At 44.6% G+C, this 24,000-nt stretch carries 25 protein-coding genes; 1 reads left to right on the top strand and 24 read right to left on the bottom strand.

Annotated elements, in window-relative coordinates:
• Positions 1–3 precede the first annotated feature (3 nt).
• The 24 genes from fliJ to HP401_RS10655 all read right to left on the bottom strand — a co-directional run bounded on the left by fliJ (position 4) and on the right by HP401_RS10655 (position 22,485).
• Positions 4–450, bottom strand: a complete 447-nt coding sequence (gene fliJ, locus HP401_RS10770; protein WP_016743321.1) for a flagellar export protein FliJ — start codon at positions 448–450, stop codon at positions 4–6.
• Position 451: 1 nt separating this feature from the next.
• The gene (gene fliI, locus HP401_RS10765) at positions 452–1,771 is read right to left on the bottom strand and encodes a flagellar protein export ATPase FliI (protein WP_015891755.1); all 1,320 of its coding nucleotides are present in this window, start codon (positions 1,769–1,771) and stop codon (positions 452–454) included.
• A complete protein-coding gene (locus HP401_RS10760; protein WP_173604995.1) occupies positions 1,768–2,586 on the bottom strand; it encodes a FliH/SctL family protein in 819 nt (272 codons plus the stop codon). Before HP401_RS10760 ends, fliI begins: the two co-directional genes overlap by 4 nt.
• Positions 2,570–3,583: a flagellar motor switch protein FliG gene (gene fliG, locus HP401_RS10755; protein WP_007719331.1), complete on the bottom strand. Its 1,014-nt coding sequence runs from the start codon at positions 3,581–3,583 to the stop codon at positions 2,570–2,572. Before fliG ends, HP401_RS10760 begins: the two co-directional genes overlap by 17 nt.
• Positions 3,584–3,595: 12 nt before the next feature.
• On the bottom strand, positions 3,596–5,185 hold the full coding sequence (fliF, locus tag HP401_RS10750) for a flagellar basal-body MS-ring/collar protein FliF (protein WP_173604994.1): 1,590 nt from the start codon (positions 5,183–5,185) through the stop codon (positions 3,596–3,598).
• A gap of 30 nt (positions 5,186–5,215) precedes the next feature.
• Positions 5,216–5,512, bottom strand: coding sequence for a flagellar hook-basal body complex protein FliE (fliE, locus tag HP401_RS10745; RefSeq protein WP_015891759.1), 297 nt, complete (start codon positions 5,510–5,512; stop codon positions 5,216–5,218).
• Between the two features lie 18 nt (positions 5,513–5,530).
• Complete coding sequence (gene flgC, locus HP401_RS10740; protein WP_087346853.1) at positions 5,531–5,989, bottom strand: flagellar basal body rod protein FlgC; 459 nt, start codon at positions 5,987–5,989, stop codon at positions 5,531–5,533.
• Positions 5,990–5,991: 2 nt separating this feature from the next.
• The gene (flgB, locus tag HP401_RS10735; protein ID WP_015891761.1) at positions 5,992–6,402 is read right to left on the bottom strand and encodes a flagellar basal body rod protein FlgB; all 411 of its coding nucleotides are present in this window, start codon (positions 6,400–6,402) and stop codon (positions 5,992–5,994) included.
• Between the two features lie 372 nt (positions 6,403–6,774).
• Complete coding sequence (gene codY, locus HP401_RS10730) at positions 6,775–7,554, bottom strand: GTP-sensing pleiotropic transcriptional regulator CodY (protein ID WP_015891762.1); 780 nt, start codon at positions 7,552–7,554, stop codon at positions 6,775–6,777.
• Between the two features lie 39 nt (positions 7,555–7,593).
• Positions 7,594–8,991: an ATP-dependent protease ATPase subunit HslU gene (gene hslU / locus HP401_RS10725; RefSeq protein WP_309145120.1), complete on the bottom strand. Its 1,398-nt coding sequence runs from the start codon at positions 8,989–8,991 to the stop codon at positions 7,594–7,596.
• A 20-nt stretch (positions 8,992–9,011) separates the two neighbouring features.
• A complete protein-coding gene (gene hslV, locus HP401_RS10720; RefSeq protein WP_015891764.1) occupies positions 9,012–9,554 on the bottom strand; it encodes an ATP-dependent protease subunit HslV in 543 nt (180 codons plus the stop codon).
• Positions 9,555–9,569: 15 nt separating this feature from the next.
• Positions 9,570–10,514, bottom strand: coding sequence for a tyrosine recombinase XerC (xerC, locus tag HP401_RS10715; RefSeq protein WP_015891765.1), 945 nt, complete (start codon positions 10,512–10,514; stop codon positions 9,570–9,572).
• 61 nt (positions 10,515–10,575) lie between these two features.
• Positions 10,576–11,889, bottom strand: coding sequence for an FADH(2)-oxidizing methylenetetrahydrofolate--tRNA-(uracil(54)-C(5))-methyltransferase TrmFO (gene trmFO / locus HP401_RS10710; RefSeq protein WP_015891766.1), 1,314 nt, complete (start codon positions 11,887–11,889; stop codon positions 10,576–10,578).
• 39 nt (positions 11,890–11,928) lie between these two features.
• Positions 11,929–14,007: a type I DNA topoisomerase gene (gene topA, locus HP401_RS10705; protein WP_173604993.1), complete on the bottom strand. Its 2,079-nt coding sequence runs from the start codon at positions 14,005–14,007 to the stop codon at positions 11,929–11,931.
• A 106-nt stretch (positions 14,008–14,113) separates the two neighbouring features.
• The gene (gene dprA, locus HP401_RS10700; protein WP_173604992.1) at positions 14,114–15,232 is read right to left on the bottom strand and encodes a DNA-processing protein DprA; all 1,119 of its coding nucleotides are present in this window, start codon (positions 15,230–15,232) and stop codon (positions 14,114–14,116) included.
• Positions 15,233–15,355: 123 nt separating this feature from the next.
• Entirely contained in the window at positions 15,356–16,258 is a 903-nt protein-coding gene (sucD, locus tag HP401_RS10695; RefSeq protein WP_015891769.1) for a succinate--CoA ligase subunit alpha, read from the bottom strand.
• A gap of 44 nt (positions 16,259–16,302) precedes the next feature.
• Positions 16,303–17,463, bottom strand: coding sequence for an ADP-forming succinate--CoA ligase subunit beta (gene sucC / locus HP401_RS10690; protein ID WP_016743310.1), 1,161 nt, complete (start codon positions 17,461–17,463; stop codon positions 16,303–16,305).
• 186 nt (positions 17,464–17,649) lie between these two features.
• Positions 17,650–18,705, bottom strand: a complete 1,056-nt coding sequence (locus tag HP401_RS10685; RefSeq protein WP_173604991.1) for a hypothetical protein — start codon at positions 18,703–18,705, stop codon at positions 17,650–17,652.
• Between the two features lie 36 nt (positions 18,706–18,741).
• Positions 18,742–19,635, bottom strand: coding sequence for an AlbA family DNA-binding domain-containing protein (locus tag HP401_RS10680; RefSeq protein WP_173604990.1), 894 nt, complete (start codon positions 19,633–19,635; stop codon positions 18,742–18,744).
• A gap of 84 nt (positions 19,636–19,719) precedes the next feature.
• Positions 19,720–20,058 carry an SCP2 sterol-binding domain-containing protein gene (locus HP401_RS10675; RefSeq protein WP_173604989.1) on the bottom strand — a complete coding sequence of 113 codons (339 nt, stop codon included), beginning with the start codon at positions 20,056–20,058 and terminating at the stop codon, positions 19,720–19,722.
• A gap of 71 nt (positions 20,059–20,129) precedes the next feature.
• Positions 20,130–20,444 (bottom strand): YbjQ family protein, encoded by a 315-nt coding sequence (locus HP401_RS10670; RefSeq protein WP_015891773.1) that lies wholly within the window; start codon positions 20,442–20,444, stop codon positions 20,130–20,132.
• A gap of 123 nt (positions 20,445–20,567) precedes the next feature.
• Positions 20,568–21,380, bottom strand: coding sequence for a CBS domain-containing protein (locus tag HP401_RS10665; protein WP_015891774.1), 813 nt, complete (start codon positions 21,378–21,380; stop codon positions 20,568–20,570).
• Entirely contained in the window at positions 21,377–21,733 is a 357-nt protein-coding gene (locus HP401_RS10660) for a hypothetical protein (RefSeq protein ID WP_015891775.1), read from the bottom strand. Before HP401_RS10660 ends, HP401_RS10665 begins: the two co-directional genes overlap by 4 nt.
• A 29-nt stretch (positions 21,734–21,762) precedes the next feature.
• Entirely contained in the window at positions 21,763–22,485 is a 723-nt protein-coding gene (locus HP401_RS10655; RefSeq protein WP_173604988.1) for an EAL domain-containing protein, read from the bottom strand.
• 491 nt (positions 22,486–22,976) lie between these two features.
• Here HP401_RS10655 and HP401_RS10650 point away from each other — a divergent pair, with 491 nt between their 5' ends.
• Positions 22,977–23,285, top strand: a complete 309-nt coding sequence (locus HP401_RS10650; protein ID WP_015891778.1) for a protease inhibitor I42 family protein — start codon at positions 22,977–22,979, stop codon at positions 23,283–23,285.
• Positions 23,286–24,000 lie beyond the last annotated feature (715 nt).

Raw genomic sequence — 24,000 nt, 5'->3', positions numbered from 1 at the left:
CCCTCAGTAGCTTCGGCGAAGATAGAGCTGCGTACCGATCTCATCCAACTCTTTTTGCTCTCTTTGCTTCTGGTCGTCCAGAAATTGGTGGAGCGACTTTTCCCGAAGGCGTTGCCATAGTTGGGACTCTTTCATACGTTCCGTCAATCGTGACTGACAGCGTTCCACATCCTGTTCGCAACCATGCAAGGTACGTTGCTGATTCTGAATGGATCTCGCAACAGATTGCTGATATTGCGTAATGGAAATCAACTGCGCAGCACTGCATGTCTGCATCTGTACTTCCTGGAGCCTCATCGTCATCTCGTCATGATGCTCGGTTAGTTGAGAAAGCTTCCACTCTTCTTCGTTTTTACGCTGGATCGACTTTCCGAAAGCCCACTCTGCTTGTTCTTTTTCTTTTTCCTTTAAATCAAGAACCTTTTGGAGATGAAACTGAAACACACGCACATTAGTTCACTCCTCCGAAATGAGCTGTCAATGCTTGGATAGCGCCCTGCAAAGTAGACGGTTCATGCGTTCCTTGTGCCGTAAAACCAGAAATGATATCACGATAGCGGATGGCTGCATCGATTTCCCGATTGCTGCCTGGCTTATACGCCCCAATATTTATGAGGTCCTCCGCTTCACGAAACGTAGCCAAATGTTTTTTTAACTGACGAGCAGCATCCAAATGGTTACTATCGACGATTTCATTCATGACACGACTCACACTCGCCATCACATCAATGGCAGGAAAGTGACCTTTGTGAGCAATTTTCCGGTCAAGAACAATGTGACCATCCAAAATCCCCCGCACTGCATCCGCAATCGGATCGTTCATGTCGTCAGAATCAACTAATACGGTATAAAAGGCCGTAATACTTCCCTTATCCGCTGTTCCTGCGCGCTCCATCAGCTTTGGTAGCATCGCAAACACCGATGGCGTATAACCACGCGTAGCCGGCGGTTCACCGATCGCCAAGCCTACCTCACGTTGCGCCATGGCAAAGCGCGTGACAGAATCCATCATAAGCATGACATTCATTCCTCGGTCGCGGAAATATTCCGCTATGGAAGTCGCAATCATCGCGCCCTTGATTCGAATCATGGCAGGTTGATCGGAAGTAGCTACGACAACAACAGACCGCTTTAGTCCTTCTTCCCCAAGATCCCGCTCGATAAACTCCATGACTTCACGGCCACGTTCTCCAATGAGACCAATCACATTGATATCTGCCGTAGTATTTCGGGCAATCATTCCCATCAATGTACTTTTTCCTACCCCTGATCCAGCGAAAATGCCGACCCGCTGACCTTTCCCGATGGTAAGAAGACCGTCTATCGCTCTTACTCCCACACTCAATGGTTCTTGAATGCGCGGTCGGAGGATAGGATTTGGTGGCATATTGTTGGTAGGATAGGACGTCAGCCCAAATGGCAGTGAGCCTTGATAGGGCCGCCCCAATCCATCGAGGATCGAACCCAATATTTCAGGTCCAACTTTTACATCTAGCGAACGTCCTGTCGCGACCACGTCACAACCTGGACCAATTTCGGTCAATTCGCCTAATGGCATTAACAGCACTTTGTTTTCGCGAAAGCCAACCACTTCTGCGATGATCGGTTCCTTTGTGTTAGCCGGATATAGATGGCATATCTCGCCTAATTTCACTTCTGGGCCTTGCGACTCGATAGTGAGCCCAACAACCTGTGTCACTTTGCCATTCACGCGCATCGGATCTAATCCATGCAGCATGTGCTTGTACTTCGAGAGATCTAGGATGCTCATGGAGCCTCACTTCCTCTGGCAATCGTAAGCAGCGCCTGCTTAATCTCCTCCATTTGTGTATCGATGCGGGCATCGACACTCCCCAAAGCAGTACGGATGACACATCCACCATCTTGTACGGTATAGTCAGGATAAATGGATAGCTCTGCTTGTCCATCTAACAATTCCAGAAAACCAGCCCGATGCTCAAGCACATAATCGAAGTACTTATGGTTGACGCACACCGTAATCTCACCATGAACACGTGAGCGGCGAAGTGCTTTTTTCGTCATTTCCAGGACCTGCTCGGGATGCTGTTGCACTTCCTGTCCAATGATTTTTTTCGCAATTTCTATGCTGAGTTCCACTACAAAAGGCTCCGCCTCAGCGATAATTTGTTTTTTCTCGGCAAATGCTTGTTCCAAAATGGTTTTTGCTTGGACGAGTGAAGCTGTTTGCTCCTCGTATGCCTCACGTTTACCCGCTTCGAAACCTGCCTCTTGCCCTTCCGTCATAGCCTGCTCTTGCACTTGCTGAAACAGTTGCGCAGCTTCCTGACGTTTTTGTTCCCACCATTCTTCCATCTGAGCAAGCGTCTCTTGTCTTAGTTGCTCTGCTTGCTCCGTAGCTTGCTGCAAGATGTTTTGCGCGGTTTCTTCTGCATCTGAGATGATCGCTTTCGCCTCAATCTCAGCTTGATTAAAAATTTCTTGATTTTCTTGCAACCTTTCGGCAACTTCTTCCGTCTTAAGTGGTACAGGCGTTACCGAGAGGAGAAAAGATTCCTCAGAAGGCCGATAATTGGCGCTTTTGATGATCCTAGACAATGATATCATCTCCTCCACCGCGGGCGATGATGATCTCACCAGCCTCCTCTAAGCGACGGATAATTGCAACGATACGAGATTGTGCCTCTTCGACGTCGCGAAGGCGAACTGGGCCCATAAACTCCATTTCTTCTTTGAAGGTATCCGCCATCCGTTTGGACATGTTCCGGAAAATAACTTCCCGAACTTCTTCGCTGGATACTTTGAGAGAAAGTTGTAGATCGGCATTTTCCACATCGCGGATAACGCGCTGAATCGAACGGTTGTCGAGTGTAGCAATATCCTCGAAGACGAACATACGCTTCTTGATTTCTTCTGCCAGCTCTGGATCTTGAATTTCGAGGGAATCCAGAATCGTGCGTTCGGTTCCACGATCGACCCCGTTGAGTACAGCCACGATCGCTTCGATCCCGCCTGCCTGTGTGTAATCCTGGGTAACAGTGGCAGAGAGTTTTTGCTCCAATACTTGTTCTACTTGAGCGATTACTTCCGGTGAAGTACTATCCATAGTCGCAATTCTTTTCGCAACCTCTGCTTGACGTTCTTGCGGAAGAGCCGACAGGATCATGGCTGCTTGTTGAGCCTCCAGATAAGAAAGCACCAAAGCAATCGTCTGCGGATGCTCATTTTGGATAAAGTTGAGGATTTGACCTGGGTCAGCTTTTCTAGCAAAGTCAAACGGTCGAACTTGAAGGTTTGCCGTCAAGCGATTGATAATATCCATTGCTTTGGTCTCACCCAAAGCTTTTTGCAAGATTTCTTTGGCGTAAGTAATCCCGCCTTGTGCAATTACCTCTTTGGCAACCGCAATCTGGTGAAATTCAGATAAAATTTTATCTTTTTCATCCGTATCCACTTTTCGCACATTGGCGATTTCTAATGTCAGTTGCTCGATCTCATCCTCACGCAAATGCTTGAACACCTGGGCAGAAACTTCTGGCCCTAGTGAGATGAGGAGGATAGCTGCTTTTTGTCGTCCTGACAACTCTTTAGCGCCGCGAGCCATACCATTCACTCCTTAATCTTCTGCTAACCATGTACGAAGCAGAACAACAAACTCATCTGGTTTGCTTCGCGCCAATTTTTCAAGTTGCTTTCTGACCACTACCTGGTCTCCATCTTCTTGGTAAATCAAGTCTGGTATTTCGCCCGCGTTTAACGGTGTCAGCAAATCTGGCAATTCCTCTTCATCTTGTTGCTGCTTCGCTTGACTGCGTCTGCGATAAACGAGGAAGGCAACAGCAGCAAGTGCCAAGACTGCAATAGCACCAACTGTCCAAAGAACAGCAGGACTCAGCGCACTGGAATCCTCAATCTCAGCTTTTCCTGAGAACTGACGAGGGAGTACAGAAATATGCTTGTCCAACTCAGCATCCGATAAATCAGTAACCTGATCACTTAAAGTGACACGAACAACATTGCGCAACACTTGTTTAATGCTCTCGAGCGTAGCAGCATCCATCGTTCCACCAGCTGGCGGTTCTACGCCAACGTTGATTGTGATGTCTTCGATCTTGTAAGGACTTGATGTAACATTTCGTGTGATGCGATTTACTTCACGGTTAATCGTATCATTCAACTCTTCGTACTGACTGTTACTTCCTTGTGGGGTAGCTCCCGGGTAGTTCGTAACTGCATTGTTATTGGTTCCTGCAATTCCCCCTGGAGGTTGACCTTGTCCAGAGAAAGCTTTTGATAATTTTTGAGAAGAAATGATAAGTCCTTCGTTATTCTCTTTGTCAGGGGCCTCAACGATGTTCTCTACGCGATTTTCTTTGTCAAAGTTCATTTTGAGGAACGTATGGACGATGACTTTATCGCGTCCCATGATTGTACCCAACAAATTGTACAAGTTTTGTTGAATTTTCTTTTCAACATCTGCTTTGATTGTTTCCTGTTGTTTAAAGCTACTCAATGTTCCTTCGCTTTCATTACCTTCGGAACGTTCTAGTGGATTGGAATACTGGTCTGTAATCGCGATCGCTTCCATCGGCAATTTCGGAACGCTTCGGGAAACAAGCAGATAAAGCGAGTTAATTTGCTTTTGATCAAGCGTTGTTCCAGGTTCAACATCCACGATAACAGAAGCCGTCGCTGTATCTGGAGTCTCCGTTACCCAAACGCTTTCCTGCGGCAACGTAATCATCACTTGTGCTGATCGTACACCTTTTACACGTTCCAGCATCTTGCGTAGCTCTTGTTGCAATGCCTCTTTCTTCATGACATCAAATTGGCGATCCGTCACTCCAAGGGTACTTGAGAAAATTTCTGCATTAATTCCTGCTTGACTCGGAATACCTTGTGCAGCCAAATCGACAATGACATCCTGTGCCATTTTTTCTGGAACCTCGATACTTGTACCATTCCCCGTGATCTGGTATGGGATTTTTGAAGCTTCCAGCTCTTGCTTGATCGTCCCGATTTCTTGTTCACTCAATTTTTGGTTGTAAAGTGGTTTGTACACCGGCTGAGAAGCGATGTATATGTATAGGCCTAGAGAGATCAAGAGGAAAAGCGAAATACCGAGAATCATCCATTTTTGTTTCTTGGAGAATTGGTTCCATTTTGACGTAAACCGGTCTTTGTATACTGCTAAACGTTCGTTCATGTTTCACCTCTCAAAGGATACCAACAACGATCAAATCGACATGCGCATGATTTCTTGATAAGACTCAATCATCTTGTTCCTGACCTGCATAGTCATTTGTAGCATCACGGAAGCTTTTTGACCTGCAACAGTCAATTGGTGCACGTCGGTAATTTCTCCCGCTGCAAACTTGTCGGCAAGATTCGACGATTCTACTTGCGCCTGATTCACTTTATCCATGGCATCCGATAGAAACGATGAGAATTCTTGGGAAACTTCAGCTGGGGTTGGCTTGTTCACGCTCGGTGTACGAATTGGCGTTAGTTGGGAGATTGCACTCATTTCCATTCCTTACTGTCACCCGCTTTACTTAATTTCCAATGCTTTTAGCATCATCGCTTTGGAAGCGTTCAGTGCTGTCACATTGGCTTCGTATGATCTTGATGCGGAGATCATGTCCACCATTTCTTTCATCGGGTCGACATTCGGCATCAAGAGATATCCGTCTTGATCTGCATCTGGATGAGATGGATCATATACTCGCTTGAACGGAGTATTGTCTTCTTGAATCGCTGTGACCTTCACACCTTGTCCACCCTGACTTCCTGAGACCGTCCCAACGGCTGCTTGCAGGAAGTTATCAAATGTTCCATTTGTTTGAGGTGACAACTCCACCATTTTCCTGCGATATGGCTGCCAGGCCCCATCTACGAAGTTTGCTCGAGTGGTTTCCGCATTCGCAATATTGGAAGAAATCGTATCCAATCGCAAGCGGTTAGCTGTTAAGGCAGAAGCACTTGTGTTAATTCCCTGAAACAAGCTCATCTTTATTTACCTCCACCCTCAATTACACTGCGCAGTTTTTGAAAATGTCCTGCTGTTAATTGCGTTAAACCACTGTACCAAATTTGGTTTTTGGCCAATTCTGTTGTTTCTGCTTCCAAGTCAACATCATTGCCACTGTTCTGAATGAAGTTATTCGGATTGGACACTACCTGTGGTACTGCAACGCCTGCATTACCAAACGGAAGGTGTCTTTGATTGGTCCGATACGCTTCTAACTTGCCATTTCCCGCTCTTGCGTTCAACTCATCTTGCAAAAAGCTCTCGAAGATGACTTGCTGACTTTTGAATTGAGGGGTGTCTATGTTGGCAAGATTGTTTGCGATTGTTCTATGTCGCAATGTTGCAGCGTCGAGTGATCTCTCCAGGACCTGCAGATGGTAACTATCCAGCATTTTTCCTTCTCCCCCAATATGAGTCAATTCTTTTCCCTAAAACCACCTATATTTCCTGTATTTTCGACACCCTAATACGATTCAATCATAGCAAAATCAATTTGGACAAAAAAGCCCCTTTTCATGACGTTTTTCAAAATGATTCAATGGGACTAAATCCCTTATCCTTCCTGTTTTTTTACTGCATTTTACAAGGAAACCATATTCAAACCATTGCAATTGTCGAAGCATGCATTAAAAATCAATATATATTTTATGGTAATAATGTGTCGTTTTTTACTTTTACTAGGACTATAGTCCCATGAGAAAAGGTGCAGCAACCTGAGTTGCTACACCTTTTGTTTACTTTCTTGTAACTTTTCGCAAGGTATATTACGAGGTTTTGAGCTTCTCAAGCTCAGGCAACAGCTTTTCATTCAGTACCTTAATGAAGGTACCTTTCATTCCCAAAGAACGGGATTCGATAACACCCGCACTCTCCAGCTTGCGCAGTGCGTTTACAATGACGGAGCGGGTAATTCCTACGCGATCCGCGATTTTGGAGGCAACAAGCAAGCCTTCTTTGCCTTCGAGCTCTTCAAAAATATGTTCAACTGCTTCCAATTCACTATAAGAGAGGGAACCAATCGCCATTTGTACAACTGCTTTGCTACGCGCTTCTTCTTCGATTGCTTCAGAACGCTCACGCAAGATTTCCATGCCTACTACTGTTGCCCCTACTTCTGCAAGAATCAGGTCGTCATCGACAAATTGATCGTTAATACGACCCAAAATCAGCGTACCAAGACGATCTCCTCCACCCATGATTGGAACAAGCGTGGTCCAACCTGTGCGGAATACTTCTTTCATTTCAACAGGGAAAATCGTGTATGGGCTATCTACATCCAGATTCGCAGATGTTTCATCTACTTTCAGTAACCCCATGCTGTACTCTTCTGGAAAACGGCGATCTTCCAGCATTTTGCGCATACGGCTGTTATCCATCTCTTGGTGAATCGCAAAGCCGAGAAGTTTTCCTTTGCGGCTTACAACATAAGTATTTGCTTCGATAACGTCACTCAAAACTTGAGACATTTCATTGAAGTTCACGGCATGACCCGCGGATTTTTGCAACATGCGGTTAATTCTTCTTGTTTTTGACAGTAGATCCATCTGTATTTCCTCCTAATTATATGTGCTGCCTATCCAATGTTATAAAATATATTGACTCAAGTCTTTGTTCCCCACGATTGTTCCTAATTTCTGTTTAACATAATCGGGGGTAATCTGTACAACTTCCAGGTGGATTTCTGGGGCTTCAAAAGAGAGATCCTCCAGCAGCTTCTCCAATATAGTGTGCAATCGTCTAGCACCAATGTTATCTGTGCTCTGATTGACCTCAGCAGCGAGACGAGCGAGTTCCTGAATGGCTTCCGGTGTAAATTCAACTTGCACACCTTCCGTTTCCAAGAGAGCTACGTACTGCTTAAGCAACGCGTTTTTAGGCTCTGTCAAAATTCGGACAAAATCTTCAACACGCAAGCTAGTCAGCTCCACCCGAATCGGAAAGCGACCTTGCAATTCCGGAATCAAATCTGATGGTTTTGCCATGTGAAAAGCACCAGCTGCAATAAACAGAACATAATCTGTTTTGACTGGACCATACTTGGTCATGACAGTTGAGCCTTCCACAATGGGTAAAATATCACGCTGGACTCCTTCACGGGATACATCCGGGCCACGCCCATCCTTACCCGCAATCTTGTCAATTTCGTCAATGAAGATAATCCCGTGTTGTTCAGCTCGACGAATTGACTCCTGCGTAACTTCGTCCATATCCACCAGTTTTTGCGCTTCCTGCTGAATTAATACCTTTCGCGCATCTTTTATTCGCAATTTTCGTTTCTTCAACCGCTTAGGCATCAGGCTACCGAGCATATCTTGCATTTGCATCCCCATTTGTTCTGTACCCGGAACCTGGAACATGTCAAACATCGAAGGTGATTGATCTTCGACTTCAATCTCAATCATTTGCTCTTCTAACTGGCCATTCGTCAATTGCCACATGACTTGTCTGCGTTGCTGCTCAATCGATACTTCTTCTTGATCAGTGGTATCCTGTTGCTGTTGCTGCTGTCCACCGAAGAACATCTCCAACGGATTTTTGAATGAGTTCGACTGCTTGCGAGATGGAACAAGTACGTTCACAATCGCTTCATTCGCAAGCTTTTCGGCTTTCTCTTTCACCGACTCTACTTTTTCCTGTTTGACCGTACGGATAGAAGCTTCCACCAGATCACGGACCATCGATTCCACATCTCGTCCTACATAACCGACTTCCGTAAACTTCGTTGCTTCTACCTTAATAAAAGGAGCACCTGTCAGTTTTGCAATCCGACGTGCAATTTCCGTTTTTCCAACACCAGTAGGTCCGATCATCAAGATGTTTTTTGGAACAACCTCGTCAATCATTTGCTCTGGCAAACGACTGCGACGGTAGCGGTTGCGAAGCGCAACAGCAATGGCTTTCTTGGCTTGTGCCTGCCCGACAATGTATTTATCCAAATGCTCTACGATCGTACGCGGGGTTAATTGCTCAAGATTCAGCACAGTAGGTTCCTCCCTTTCGCTCAATTCAACTCATCCACAACAAGATTGTTATTTGTGAACACGCAAATTTCAGCAGCGGTACGAAGCGATGCTTCCGCAATTTCACGTGCGCCGAGATGAGGCGCATATGTTTTCAATGCACGACCTGCTGCAAGGGCAAAGCTACCGCCAGAACCAATTGCAAGAATCCCATCATCAGGCTCAATGATTTCGCCATTTCCGGAAATAAGCAGCAAATGCTCCTTATTGGCAACAATCATCATAGCTTCCAAACGGCGCAAAATTTTATCCATGCGCCACTCTTTCGCCAGCTCTACAGCAGCTCGCTGCAGATTGCCGTGATACTCCTCCAGCTTTCCTTCAAATTTCTCAAAAAGCGTAATGGCATCAGCAACAGAGCCAGCGAATCCTGCTAAAACTTCGCCGCGATATAGACGTCTTACTTTTTTGGCACCGTGCTTCATTACCATGCTGTTGCCAAAAGTAACCTGACCATCTCCGGCCATCGCTACAGACCCATTGTGCTGTACAGCAAATATGGTTGTTGCGTGAAACTGTTCCATCACTGATTCCTCCCGTTATGTCGTCCGATTGGCGGAACCTGTATTACCCGGGTTTGCTCGTGGGTGAGCGGTGTCATATACATGCCGAAGTCGCTCTTTGGTCACATGCGTGTACACCTGTGTCGTCGAAACATTAACGTGCCCCAGTAATTCTTGCACGGTACGCAGATCCGCGCCACCATTCAACATATGGGTTGCAAACGTATGACGAAAGGTATGTGGTGAAACCCGCAATTGAAGAGCGTACGTATCTACGTATTTGTCTACAATCCGTCGAACACTACGGTCGGATAACGGTTCTCCCCGATAGTTAACCAGCAAATTGCCGTGTTCTACTTTTCCTGCCAACAGTTTTTCTCTTCCATGTTCTAGGTATTGCCGAAGAACGTCGCAGGCATAACTTCCAACCGGCACATATCGTTCTTTCGCTCCTTTTCCATAAACCAAGGCGACTCCCATGCTCGGATTCACATCACTCACAGATAAAGTGGTGAGCTCCGTAACACGCATGCCGCTTGCATACAGCAGTTCAAAAATCAGCCGATCACGAATTCCTAATGGAGTGGTTGTATCAGGCAGATCGAAAAAAGCTTGAACTTCTTGCGGATATAAAAAGGAAGGAAGTTTCTTCTCCATTTTGGGAGTGGAGACTAGTTGAAATGGGTTCTGTTCCAGTTGACCTTCACGCAACAGAAATCGGTACAAGCTACGCAAACTAGATAGCTTGCGGGCAATACTTCGCCGGGAAAGCCCCCTACCAGCCAATTGCGCGAGAAAGGAGCGACCATGCAAATAAGAAACAGCAGCAAATACGGTGATTTGGTGCTGTTCCATAAAGGAGACAAATTCGCTGATATCTGCCACATACTGCTTCACCGTATGAGGAGAGGCGTTTTTTTCAACTCGCAAATAGCGGGTAAACATCTCAATATCCGCAGAATTTTGTTGCGAAAAGTCCATACGGGATGCACCCTCCTCGAAGCACCTATATAGTAACACAGACGAAAATCGGATATCAATGTTAATTGTGTCGTTCTTGTGTAAAATTCTGAATTGTATCTAGCGCCCGCTCAGCGAGCTTTTCATTTTTCAAACGCTTGTCTCGGATTCTTTCTGGCCATTCCGGTACAAGCCCGAAGTTTGCGTTCATCGGTTGAAAATGCTTTGGATCTGCCGTTGTAATATAACGAGCCATACTGCCCATAATTGTTTCTGGCGGAAGCTCGATCAATTCTTCCCCTTTTGCGAGTCGTGCTGCATTTATCCCCGCAAGCAAGCCAGATGCTGCTGACTCTACATATCCTTCTACACCAGTCATTTGACCAGCAAAGAAAAGTGTTTCCCGATCTTTATACTGATACGTAGGCTTCAAAAGCTTTGGCGAATTGATAAAGGTGTTTCGGTGCATGACACCATAACGAACGATTTCGCAGTTTTCCAACCCAGGAATGAGTGAAAAGACTCTTTTTTGATCCGGCCATTTCAGATGGGTCTGGAAGCCTACGATGTTATACAATGTCGCAGCACTGTTGTCCTGGCGAAGTTGAACAACCGCATAAGACTTTTTACCTGTCCGTGGATCAACCAGACCCACAGGCTTCATGGGACCAAATGTCATGGTTTTGTGCCCACGCTTTGCCAATACTTCAATCGGCATGCAGCCTTCGAAGAAGATCTCCTTTTCAAACTCCTTCAATGGAACAGTTTCCGCAGAAATCAACGCATCATAGAAGCGATTGAACTCCTCTTCTGTCATCGGGCAGTTCAGGTAGGCTGCTTCACCTTTATCATATCTGGAAGCAACGAATACCTTGTTCATATCGATCGAGTCTTTCTCGATAATGGGTGCTGCTGCATCATAGAAGTACAGATATTCTTCACCCGTCAGCTCTTTTAACTTTGTAGACAAAGCTGGAGAAGTAAGTGGCCCGGTGGCAATTACGACAATCCCATCAGGAATTTCGGTAATCTCTTCCGAAACGACCTCAACTAAGGGATGATTACGAACAGCATCTGTCACATGAGCAGCGAATTCGTGTCTGTCTACGGCAAGCGCGCCTCCAGCTGGAACCGCGCAACGATCTGCCGAATCGATAATGACAGAGTTCAGCCGACGCATTTCTTCCTTTAATACACCCACTGCATTCGTCAACGTGTTAGCACGCAATGAATTACTGCATACCAACTCTGCAAATTTATCGGTGTGATGTGCAGGCGTTTGTGTCTTCGGTCTCATTTCATACAGCTTAACTTTTACACCCGCCTGCGCGATTTGCCATGCTGCCTCACTACCAGCGAGACCAGCGCCTACTACTGTAATTGTTGGTTGTGACATGCTGTTAATCCTCCAAACTACAAAATCGAATCAGGCTGCTTAGGAGTCTGCCTCTTCTTGATAATCACACTTGGTGCAAACTACGCTAACTCCTTGCTTCTTGCGCTTTTTCTCCACGAGCATGCTGGAGCATTTTGGACAAGGTCTGGCAATCGGTTTGTCCCACGATACAAAATCGCATTCCGGATATTGATTGCAACCGTAAAAAATACGGCTCTTTTTAGATTTACGTTCGATAATCTCTCCGGTTTCACACTGCGGACATTTTACGCCGATTTCTTTTACAATCGGCTTCGTATTACGGCAATCCGGGAATCCCGAACAAGCTAAAAACTTGCCAAATCGACCAAGCTTATAAACCATCACACGGCCACAAAGCTCACATGTTTCATCCGATTCTTCAACTTTCAGCTCTACTTCCTTCATTTCTTCTTCTGCAACAACTACGCGCTTCGCAAAGTCTTGATAAAAATCGTCCAGCACCTGCACCCAATTGGTGATTCCTGCTTCGATGTTATCCAAGCCCGATTCCATGTGCGCAGTGAATTCTACGTTGAGAATCTCCGGGAAGAACTCCTCAACAAGTGTGATCACAATCTCGCCCAACTCGGTTGGGACAAATCGCTTCTCTTCTAATGCCACGTAGCCCCGCTTTTGAATGGTTTCTAATGTAGGCGCATAGGTAGATGGACGTCCAATCCCCATCTCTTCCATCGATTTGAGCATGCGCGCTTCGGAGAATCGTGGTGGTGGCTGTGTAAAGTGCTGACTCGGCTCGATTTCTTTCTGATCGAGGATTTGTCCTTCTTCAATGGGCGGAAGGAAGCTTTCTTCCTCTGTGCCATCATCGTTTCCTTCAATATATACCTTCATAAATCCAGGGAACTTCACTTTTGATCCCGTTGCTCTGAAGGTAACTCCACCTGCGTCAATATCTACGCTCATCGTATCAAGAACAGCAGATGACATTTGACTGGCAAGGAAACGCTCCCAGATTAATCGATACAAACGCAACTGATCTCTTGACAAGTATTCCTTGATTTCATCGGGTGTACGCATCACACCAGTTGGACGGATTGCTTCGTGAGCATCTTGAGCATTCTCGTTTTTCGCCTGATTGCGTGGCTCAGATAACACATAGTCTGGACCGTATTTCTCGAGTATGTATTCCTTTGCTTCGTTCTGTGCAGTTACAGACAGGCGAGTAGAGTCCGTACGCATATAGGTAATCAAACCAACTGCGCCTTCTTTATTGCCAACGTCGATCCCCTCATAGAGCTCTTGAGCAATTCGCATGGTCTTAGAAGTGCGGAAGTTCAGCTTACGCGCTGCCTCTTGCTGTAAAGAACTCGTGATAAAAGGAGGTGCAGGATTGCGCTTACGTTCACGCTTGGTTACCTTTTGTACCACATATGGTTTGTTCTTCATTCGTTTCAATACCGCTGCTACATCATCTTCCGAATGAAGCTCCACCTTTTCATCGCCATAACCATAGAACTTCGCGTTAATTTCTTTTCCGTCGCTAATTAATGTACTTGCAATTGTCCAATACTCTTCCGGGATAAACTCTTGGATCTCCCGCTCACGATCCATGATAAGCTTTACCGCAACTGATTGAACACGTCCAGCACTCAAGCCTTTTCGAACCTTTTTCCATAGAATTGGACTAATATTGTAGCCAACGAGTCTGTCGAGAATACGACGTGCCTGTTGAGCATTTACCAAGTCCATGTTTATGTGTCGTGGATGCTTGAACGCTTCTTTGATGGCATCTTTGGTAATCTCATTAAATACCACACGAAGCGGCTGATTCATATCGAGACCCAAGTATTGCGCCAAATGCCAAGCAATTGCCTCCCCTTCGCGATCCGGGTCGGCTGCGAGATACACTTTTTTTACTTTTTTAGCGGCATCTTTTAAGCCCTTCAATACATCGCCTTTGCCGCGAATGGTTATGTATTTGGGTTCAAAATTATGTGTAACGTCTACACCCATTTGACTTTTCGGCAAATCGCGTACATGTCCGATAGACGCTTTCACGATATATTTACTACCCAGGTATTTTCCAATGGTTTTGGCCTTCGTAGGGGATTCTACGATTACTAGCGTATCAGCCATTTTTTTCCTCCCCTTTTAGTAAGGAATCTTCCCTATTATTAAATACCCTCATCCGGTTTGTCAAACACTTGTGCCTCTAGGCATTGCCAAAAAGCTAGCGGATATGCTATCTCCGCGCAAAATAACCACCAGGAAGTGCCAAAATTGCTCCTTTTGCTTCCAAACGAATGACCAGCTGATGTAGCATCTTGCGTTGGTCTTTTTCCAAGCAGCTCATTAACTCATCCAAATGAATCCCATCATAGGTTACAGCTTCCACAATCGCTTTTTCTTCATTAGATAAGGGAATAACATCGGTTGCATTGTTCTTTTTGACCTGCTGCATTTGCTTGGCTTCTGGAAGATGATGTTTGATTTCATCCCATATATCGTTACTGCACGTTACTAGCTTTGCACCTTGTTTGATCAAGTTATGCGGCCCGGCACTCATCAATGAAAAAATAGGACCAGGAATCGCAAAAACTTCTTTGCCCTGCTCAAGTGCACAGTCTGCCGTAATCAAGGATCCGCTTTTTTCTGCTGCTTCCACCACTAATACACCGATAGAAAGACCACTTATGATACGATTTCGCTCTGGAAACAATCCAGAAATAGGTGGAATATGAGGAGGATACTCGCTGAGGAGTAGGCCAAAAGATTCAATTTCGCGATAAAGTTCTCGATGTCGAGAAGGATAAACGTGATTCATTCCGCAACCGAGCACGCCTATAGTCTTACCACCTGCTTTCAAGGTAGCTTGGTGAGCCTCCGCATCAATTCCATACGCTACCCCTGAGACAATGACAAGACCTGCTTGTACCAGTTCTCGGACAAAAAAGCTACAGCTCGCTCTTCCATATGGTGTCGGTTTGCGCGAACCAACGACGCCAATCGACAATTTATCCAATAATGTGTGGTCGCCACGATAAAACAACGTCCATGGAAAATCGGGAATATTGCGGAGCGAAGCAGGATAAGCATCGTCAAAAGGACATAAGAAACGCGTTCCCTCTTCTTCACGCTTTTCCAATAGTGCCATAGCAAGAGCTTCATTGCTTTGCTGGTCAACTTGCCCAGTGATCAAGGAAGTCAATCTGAGCTCACTTGCCAGTTCATGCCAGTTTTCGATGGCAATCTGAAAAGAACCTGTGATTTCAAAGATTTCTCGGATTTTCCTTCTTCCCAAACCTGAAACCATCGTTAACACATACACCCAGTCTCTCTCGTCGAGCTTCGCCTTTTCCACTCCAAAATCCTCCTTCATCCCGATCACAATTGCTTTTGAAAGTTATTCTATCGAAAGAAAGAGGCTGCTTCAAAAATAAAAAAGTGGACAAGCCTAAAGCCTGTCCACTTCTGTCTTATCTGCTTACTTGCCCATTACTTTCTCGAGCATACCGCGCTCTTTCAGCAATTCAACAAGTGTTTCACCGATAACTGCAGGTGTTTTCGCTACGCGAATACCACATTCTTCGAGCTTCGCGATTTTTTCAGCAGCTGTACCTTTACCGCCAGAGATGATCGCACCAGCGTGGCCCATACGTTTTCCTTCAGGAGCAGTTTGTCCCCCGATGAAGCCTACAACTGGTTTTTTCATGTTAGCAGCGATCCACTCTGCTGCTTCTTCTTCCGCAGTACCACCGATTTCACCCAGCATGATAACAGCTTCTGTGTCTGGATCTTCGTTGAACATTTTCAGTACGTCGATGAACTCCATACCTTTTACTGGGTCTCCACCGATACCTACAGCTGTGGATTGACCAAGGCCGCGAGTAGAAGTTTGGTGAACTGCTTCATAAGTCAAGGTACCGGAGCGAGATACGATACCCACTTTACCTGGAACGTGGATGTAACCAGGCATGATACCGATTTTGCACTCACCTGGAGTGATTACGCCAGGGCAGTTAGGACCTACGAGAAGGGTTTTCTTGCCTTCCATGTAGCGCTTAACTTTCACCATGTCCAGAACTGGGATACCTTCAGTAATGCAGATTACCAGATCCAGTTCAGCGTCAACTGCTTCCATGATCGCATCAGCAGCGAAAGGAGGAGCAACGTAGATAACAGATGCAGTTGCACCAGTTGCTTCAACTGCTTCTTTTACTGTGTTGAAAATTGGAATACCGTCAACTTCGGTTCCACCTTTACCAGGTGTTACACCGCCCACCATTTGTGTACCGTATTCAACGGCTCCGCGAGTGTGGAACAGACCAGTTGCACCCGTAATCCCTTGCGTAATTACTTTTGTATTTTTATTAACGAGAATACTCATCGCGTAATTTTCCCACCTTTTTTAACGTATCTACTCGAAATATCTTACTTCACCAAGGATACGATTTTCTCAGCGCCATCCGCCATAGATTCTGCAGCTACAATGTTCAAACCGGACTCATTAAGGATTTTCTTACCCAAATCTACGTTTGTACCTTCGAGACGTACAACGAGAGGTTTGTCCAATTTGATTTGTTTTGCTGCATTCACTACGCCGTTTGCGATAACGTCGCATTTCATGATGCCGCCAAAGATGTTGACGAAAATACCTTTTACTTTTTCGTCACGGAGAATAATTTTAAACGCTTCCGTTACTTTCTCTTCAGTAGCTCCGCCACCAACGTCAAGGAAGTTAGCTGGGTCTCCACCGTAGAATTTCACGATGTCCATTGTTGCCATCGCCAGACCTGCACCGTTTACCATGCAACCGATGTTACCATCAAGTGCGATGTAGGACAGATCGAACTTGGAAGCTTCGATTTCTTTCTCATCTTCTTCATCCAAATCGCGCAGAGCTACGATGTCAGGGTGACGATAGAGAGCGTTGCTGTCGAAGTTTAGTTTTGCATCCAGTGCCATTACTTCACCGTCGCCAGTTACAACCAGTGGGTTGATTTCAGCGATAGAAGCATCTTTATCAACGAAAGCTTGGTACAAGCTCATCATGAACTTGGCAGCTTTGTTAATCAATTCTTTTGGAATGTTGATTGCGTAAGCCAGGCGACGAGCTTGGAAGCCATTCAGACCTGTTACTGGATCAACTACTTCTTTGAAGATTTTTTCTGGAGTGTTTGCTGCTACTTCCTCGATGTCCATACCGCCTTCTTCGGAAGCCATCATTACAACACTTCCAGTAGCACGGTCAACAACTACACCAACGTAGTATTCTTTCTTGATGTCGCAGCCTTGCTCGATCAGAAGGCGCTTAACTTCTTTACCTTCTGGTCCTGTTTGATGAGTAACGAGTACTTTGCCAAGAATCTCGCTGGCATATGTACGAACTTCATCAAGATTTTTTGCAACCTTTACACCGCCAGCCTTACCACGGCCACCAGCGTGAATTTGCGCTTTTACTACGTTTACTTGGGTGCCCAGTTCTTTTGCTGCTTCAACAGCTTCTTCCACTGTGAAAGCTACGCGTCCTTCAGGAACTTTTACACCGTACTGCTTAAGTATCTCTTTACCTTGATACTCATGAATGTTCATTCTCCATCCTCCTATGGCAGATAAAGATCGGCAGGCTTTTAGACCGGTTCAAAGACGTCTGTCTTCTTCCGGTCATAACCTCCACTATCAGTGCAACGTAACTATTCTACGACAAAAACTGCAAAAGTGGTAGTAATATGTTCGTTTTATCGTGACCAGAAATGCGAAACTTCATGAGGAAGTTCCTCATTTTCGTAGAGATTGAAACAATTTCCACACGTTTTCAGCGAGTTCATCGTGAATGTACCAAGTTTGTTCATACTTAAAATAACGTGGGTATAGTTCAATTCTCTGCTCTTTATCATTCACCAAAAAATGAAGTTCATATTGTTTTTTGCCCGGTTCTTTTGGTGGAACAATGAGTGGATCTGCATTTTTTAAAAATCGGACAGATTGATGGGCAATTCCTTGCTCGATCGTTGTTTGGGTGACATCCAACTTTGTTTCTTGGACGTTCATTTCGCCATTTGCTGTGATGCGAATCCGTGTAGATTTAAATAACGGGTCAATCCTGTCATCCTTACGATTGCTTGGCGGCATCCATTCCGTTAACCGCGAAAAGAGACTACCATCTACGTGAAAGAAAAACGTTTCTCTCCCAAAGGGAACTGCAATCAGCGTCGGCGTTAAAATGGCCACTTCGACCGGCTTGTCAGCAAAATTCATTCTCATCCGATAGTTCGGGTAGAGTGGATACTGCTTGTTGCGACTGTCCACCTCTGGGACTGCCGATCCCATTACTTTCCTGATGTATTCTGCTTCTGATTCGTTCAACACGCGCGCCTGCCCAAGGTCCTCTGCAGCTAAACGCACGCTTTGAATTTTTTGTGAGAGTACTCCTTTACCAGTTAACTTGTTTACCCACTGATAAAAATAGGTGGCACCCGCACCACGATACGTGTGTCCCCCAAACTCACTTGCCGACTCACCCACCGTCACGACAAGTGGAGCCTGCTGTGTTCGATAAAGGACGAGCGTAAAACGTACATCTTCTTGCTTTAAAGGCTCGGATGATATTTGTAAATCTTGTCCCTGTCCGGACAGTTCTTGCAAGAACAAGCGCATGTCCAATAATACTTCCTGTCCATCCGTTGACATCACTGTTACTTTTTCAACCGTACCAAGCTCTGTCTCGATATGATCTTTCATGTCATCAGAAACCTTGCCTGACTGTGCACAGCCAGTGATGAACAAGCTACTCACAATCATAATCAGTAGACACGTACGTAAAGACGATATCACGCAGTAACCCTCCTCGTGTATTTCTGTAAGATAACGCTACAGAAGTCCCAATCGACGGCTGATCTCACTGCCTAGCTTTCGTTTCACGTAAATTTCACCAATTTGGTGCGGATCTTTCACGATAACGGAGCGATTGTTCGTACGAATTACCACATACTTTTCATTGTTTTTGTCCAAACCACAGATCAAATCAGATGAGGCTTCTACAAAGATAGCTACCACTGTTTTCCCATCTATTTTTTTCAATGAAATTTTTGGAAATGGGGTCACAAACGGTGACGTCTTATCTTGGATGTATTGCGTAATAGCTAGAATGTATTTGTCCGGGTCTCCGTACTGCTCGATCTCATGATCAATCCCGCACACTGTCCCCTCATCTGTAATACCTAAAAATAAATTCCCATTGTTTGAATTCGCAAACGCCACAATAGACTTAATAATTCCCGTCTTCGAATAAAGAAAGTCGCGTTTGAATTCAATCATGTCGTTCTCACCAAGCTTTGTTGCTGTTACAGGATCATCAATTCGACCTAAATAGCGAAAACGACTGATGGCGCCTAAGCGATAGACATATTCTTCAAATATATCAGCAGGTAGAGAAAGGTCATCTATGCTTGCATCTGTGTTTTGCCACAATTTATATGTTTGCGGAGCAAAGCACATGTCAAACAATACGTTTCCACCGAGCGAGCGTATGTTCATACCAATGGAAGCAGGCATGGTCTTCCCCGGCTGATATGGGGCATCTGTTTCCACTTCCAATACTCCTGAATGAATTAAATAATCGAAATAATGACGCGGTAATCGTACATCATGCTTTAATATCTGACGTTCTGGCTTGCGTCGTCTGATTTCTTGGTAAAAATCAAAACGCACAGATTGTTCTTCCAGTTGGCTTACCATCGCAATCAATGAACAAATATGGCGCATGTTTCCCCTCGTTTTGTGTTAGAGTAGGTGTCATTGTTTGGTCATATTTTAACGCAACCTTTAAAGAAATGACTAGTTTTTTCGTTATTTTTGCAATTGATAGTGATGCAAGATTGTTTGTAATTTAAATGAAAGCCCCATTTGTCCGCTAATCTTCAGCTTGCCCGTTACCAAAGCAACTGTGGGATTCAAGCGTCCCTCTACGAGCTTAATTAAATCTTTATCAGATAACTCCAGCATGCAGCCCGCTTCCCTTGTCACACCCATCGTATAGTCCGCTTGATTATCGGCAAAAACCACCTCGTAGGTGCCCCCCTCTTCTCCACTTAGGACAAAATGGTAAACCGCATGTAATCCAGCGATTCCTTGAGGCTGGGTGTTTATTCTATTCGATAAATCCTGAAGAGTTTTTTGTACCTGCATGCTCACTTCTCCTTGCTTGCTATGTATAAGAACCGCTTTCGGTAAAAAAAGAAAGCCGGGTGTTTACCGGCTTACTTTACACGGACAGCTGTGCCTGTGGCAATAACCATCATCATACCTTCCCGCAATGTTTCGAAGTCGAGATCAACCCCAATCACTGCGTTTGCACCTAATGCACGTGCTTTTTCTTTCATTTCACGCAAGGCCAGTTCACGACCTTCTGCGAGCTTACTCTCATAAGAGCCACTTCTGCCTCCGATGATGTCCGTAATTCCTGCGAGAAAGTCACGGACTACGTTTGCACCCATGATTACCTCTCCGCTGACGATATCCAAATACTCTACCACTTCTTTTCCTTGGATCATGCTGGTAGTAGTTACGATCATGTCATTGCCTCCTCATGTTGCTCTATTCACACTATATATTACGTACCATAAAATAATCGGTTGCAAAGAAAGATCTAAACCTGTCCAAAAGTGTATGCGCATTACTTGCAAACTATACTTTTCCTATCCCATTGTGGAAGTAAGTGTTTTGGATAATTTGGCAGCTGAGGAGCCTAAACTTGCTTCAGCGATTAATTCCCGCCAGGACCTAGCGAAGAAGTCTGGTGTTTGGTACCCATTCACATGGCCAACAGCTGCAGATACAAAGACATCGAGAACGTTTGTTGGACGTGTAATAAGCGAAATGTATTCCTGAATCTGTTCATCCGAAATCGTAGAGATCAAAACAAACTCGTCCCCTGCATAACGACATAAGTAATCCCCCTGTTCTTCAGCCAAAGAAGAGAGAACCGATGAATAGGTGCGGATGACATCATCCCCGAATGGATGACCATGCAGCTTATTAATTCGGCCAAAGTCGTTCAAATCGATGAAAAGCAAATGGAAAGGTTTACGCTCCTTTAAAAAATTTTCCCCAATAAACTCGATGTAGGGAGCGCGATACAAACCCGATAATGGGTCTCGATACTCTGCTATTTTCATCTCTACGATTTCTTTTGTGATGAATCCGATCAGTTGATCCTCTTGCATGACCAAAGCCAGACCACCTTGTTCTTGATGAAGCGCGTGATAGGCCTCCCAAACATTGTGATTGGCAGACAGGTAGAATGGTTGACTGCTCATGGCATCGGCAACGATTCGGTTAGGATGAGCGGACAACACGTCTCTTGTCGTAACCATTCCCAGCACCTCTCCGTGATCCATGACAACTAACGAATCAACTTGAGATTCGTTCATTCGCTCCGCCGCATAAGAGACACTTTTGTCAGAGGTGATGGTACAAATCGTCGTCGTCATGATGTCGGAGATGTTCATAATAGATCCACCTCTCGTTGAACAGACAATGCTATTTTTAATTCAGATCGCAGAACCATGGAGTCGCTAATCATGCGCTCTGCCTCTTCCAGAATGATTTTCATTAATAATTTTTCATCAATCATTTGCAAAAGGGTATTTCTTAACAAGACTGCCTCAATCTTTGGATGATTCATCTTTATTAAGGTAAACTGCTCCGGGGAAAGCGCATCCGCCATTCTCCTTACAGCCTCAGGACCAATAGGTGCTTTCCGTCCGATGATCAACAGATCCTGCATCGGAGGGACTTCAAACTCGGATATTTTTAAGGAAAGCGTTGCTTTCCGGGAATATACGTTGTTATCACTAGCCATAAAAATTCCTCCAATTCTGCATTGCCCTCTTATTCGTTCGGCAAACTGCCTGGTCTACCAAACAAGTATCCCTGGCCGATTGCAACCCCCAATAAAGAAGCACAAGCAAAATCCTCTTCTTCTTCAACTCCTTCGAGAATGAGTTGAGGTGCATCTTTGCAAAAATCGACAAACAATTTTACAGTCTTTTGCTTTTCTAATGAACTCGAGAGTTCTTGCGAAAAAAAGCGGTCAATCTTAATGTAATCAGGCGAGATATCTTCAATTTTACCGAATATGTTTGCGCCATCTCCGACATCATCCAACGCAATTAGGAACCCCAACTTTTTCAGTTCAGCTATTCGTCGTGTAAAAATGGGTTCGCTCCAGCATTCTCCTTCCATAATCGATTCGTTAATTTCCAAAACGATTTGGGTTAAAAAGGGACGGAAGGAACGAGCAATCTTTTGAATGAAGCCAGGAAATGTGTCTTCTATTATGGTAGAAGGAAAAATATTCACGAATAAAAGCTCGTTTTTGTGTTCAATCGACGAATGAAAAAAAGTCAAGAGCGCATAATGCAGGGAATGGGCGTCGAGTTCTTGCAGCATTTTGTTTTCCTTCGCCGAAGAAAACAATGCCTCTGGATGGATCCCCGCTTTGTTGCGAAGTAATACTTCATACCCTATCCTACTTTTCTCAGGAAGTTGACATATTGGCTGAAATGCGTGGTAGTACTCTTTTTTCTTAAATAATTCTGCAATGCTCTCCATCAATTTTCCTTTCCCTTTCCTAGCAAGTATGAATACAAAGAAAAAGCTTCTTCCATGCCAAGGTATTCTACGCCATGGAAGTGCTGGGAAATGTACCTACATGCACGAGCAAAAGAAATTCTACTCTCTGTGGATATTTCTAGTCATCACACCAACTAGGTAATAAAGATTACAAATATCAACAGACATTTCGACAATATATGTCTTTGTCCCTACTTATTCGCCAGCATCATGCATATTCCTTTCCAGATCATACTAATTGTTTCAAATTAATTAGGAACATTGTACGTATAATGGCTATTTTTTATCGTTATCTTTTCGCAAAATGATAGATGTATCAAGTAATTCCACAACTTGTAAACGAACGGAATCACTTGAAATACATGCAAATAAATTTTTTCTGCTTGTTCTGTAGTGAGCAGCTATCGTGTCTTTTTCATATGGTATGGAAAATGGGTATCGTCCTCATTTAAAGGGAGGAAAGAAGGCCAGTGGTCAAAACCTCAACGTATACTCTGCAAGTGCAGGAAGGCCACTTGTTCACGATAACGCTAGTGGCAAATCCCTCTACAGGCTACCAGTGGGATTTGTCTAATCCGGTGGATGCTCGCTTTTTATCGTTGCATGCGAATCATTTTGTTCCTCCATCATCGCCAGCTCGTATTGGGCAAGAGGGGCATCAAGTGATGTCCTTTCAGGCTTTGCGGCGAGGAATGACGTCGATTTCAGTGAAGTATTGTCGGCCTTGGGATAATGGGGAATGTGGGGAGTTTGTGTTTTATGTTGTTACGATTGTGTAGGGTTAGGTTTCAAAAGTATTTACTGTTACTTTATTGGTAGTGAAGTGGTTAGTCTGTATGTGGTGTGTTCATTTACAGGCGCATTCAGACTAACCATTTGTTTTCCTTGAAAACTTGACTATTTGACATTTGGACAGGTGTTGACATCTTTGCAGACGTGACTATGCAGCAAAGAAATCAAACTTTGCATCAAAGCAGCAATAGTTGAGGAACCAAAATCGAGGGAACCAAGACTTTTTTGCTTAGGAAATGAGCAATTTTCTACTGAATGCCAATCGAATCGCATCCGCATCATATCCCCATTCTACATATGGGAGCAACCTAACAGAAAGCCTCCCACAAAAAAGTATTGAATCAAGATTCTTAGATGACGAAATTGCTTCATTAACAATCGTTCAGGTAATTAATCCCAGATATTTTAGCGACATTTTTTCTCAAAAATGTTGTACTAGTAAATTTTATTACCACCTTAGGATCTATTTTTATTCATTTACTCTACTTGATTATTGAATACTGTCTCGCTTTATTATGTTATTAACTTTAGTTCACTCGTTTAAAGAATGCTTTACTTAACCCCCCTACTTGTTTATCCCTTTATCAGATACTATGTTCTGCATTGATCATATCTCCACTCCACTAAAAAAGTAGCCCTCGGTCCAAGGCTCTGTAGCGAATTGCTTCTGCTACATGTGCAGCATCTACACGGGAAGCCCCC

This window comes from Brevibacillus sp. HB2.2 (assembly GCF_013284275.1).
Taxonomy (GTDB): domain Bacteria; phylum Bacillota; class Bacilli; order Brevibacillales; family Brevibacillaceae; genus Brevibacillus; species Brevibacillus brevis_D.
This window is presented reverse-complemented; position numbering and strand designations above follow the sequence as displayed.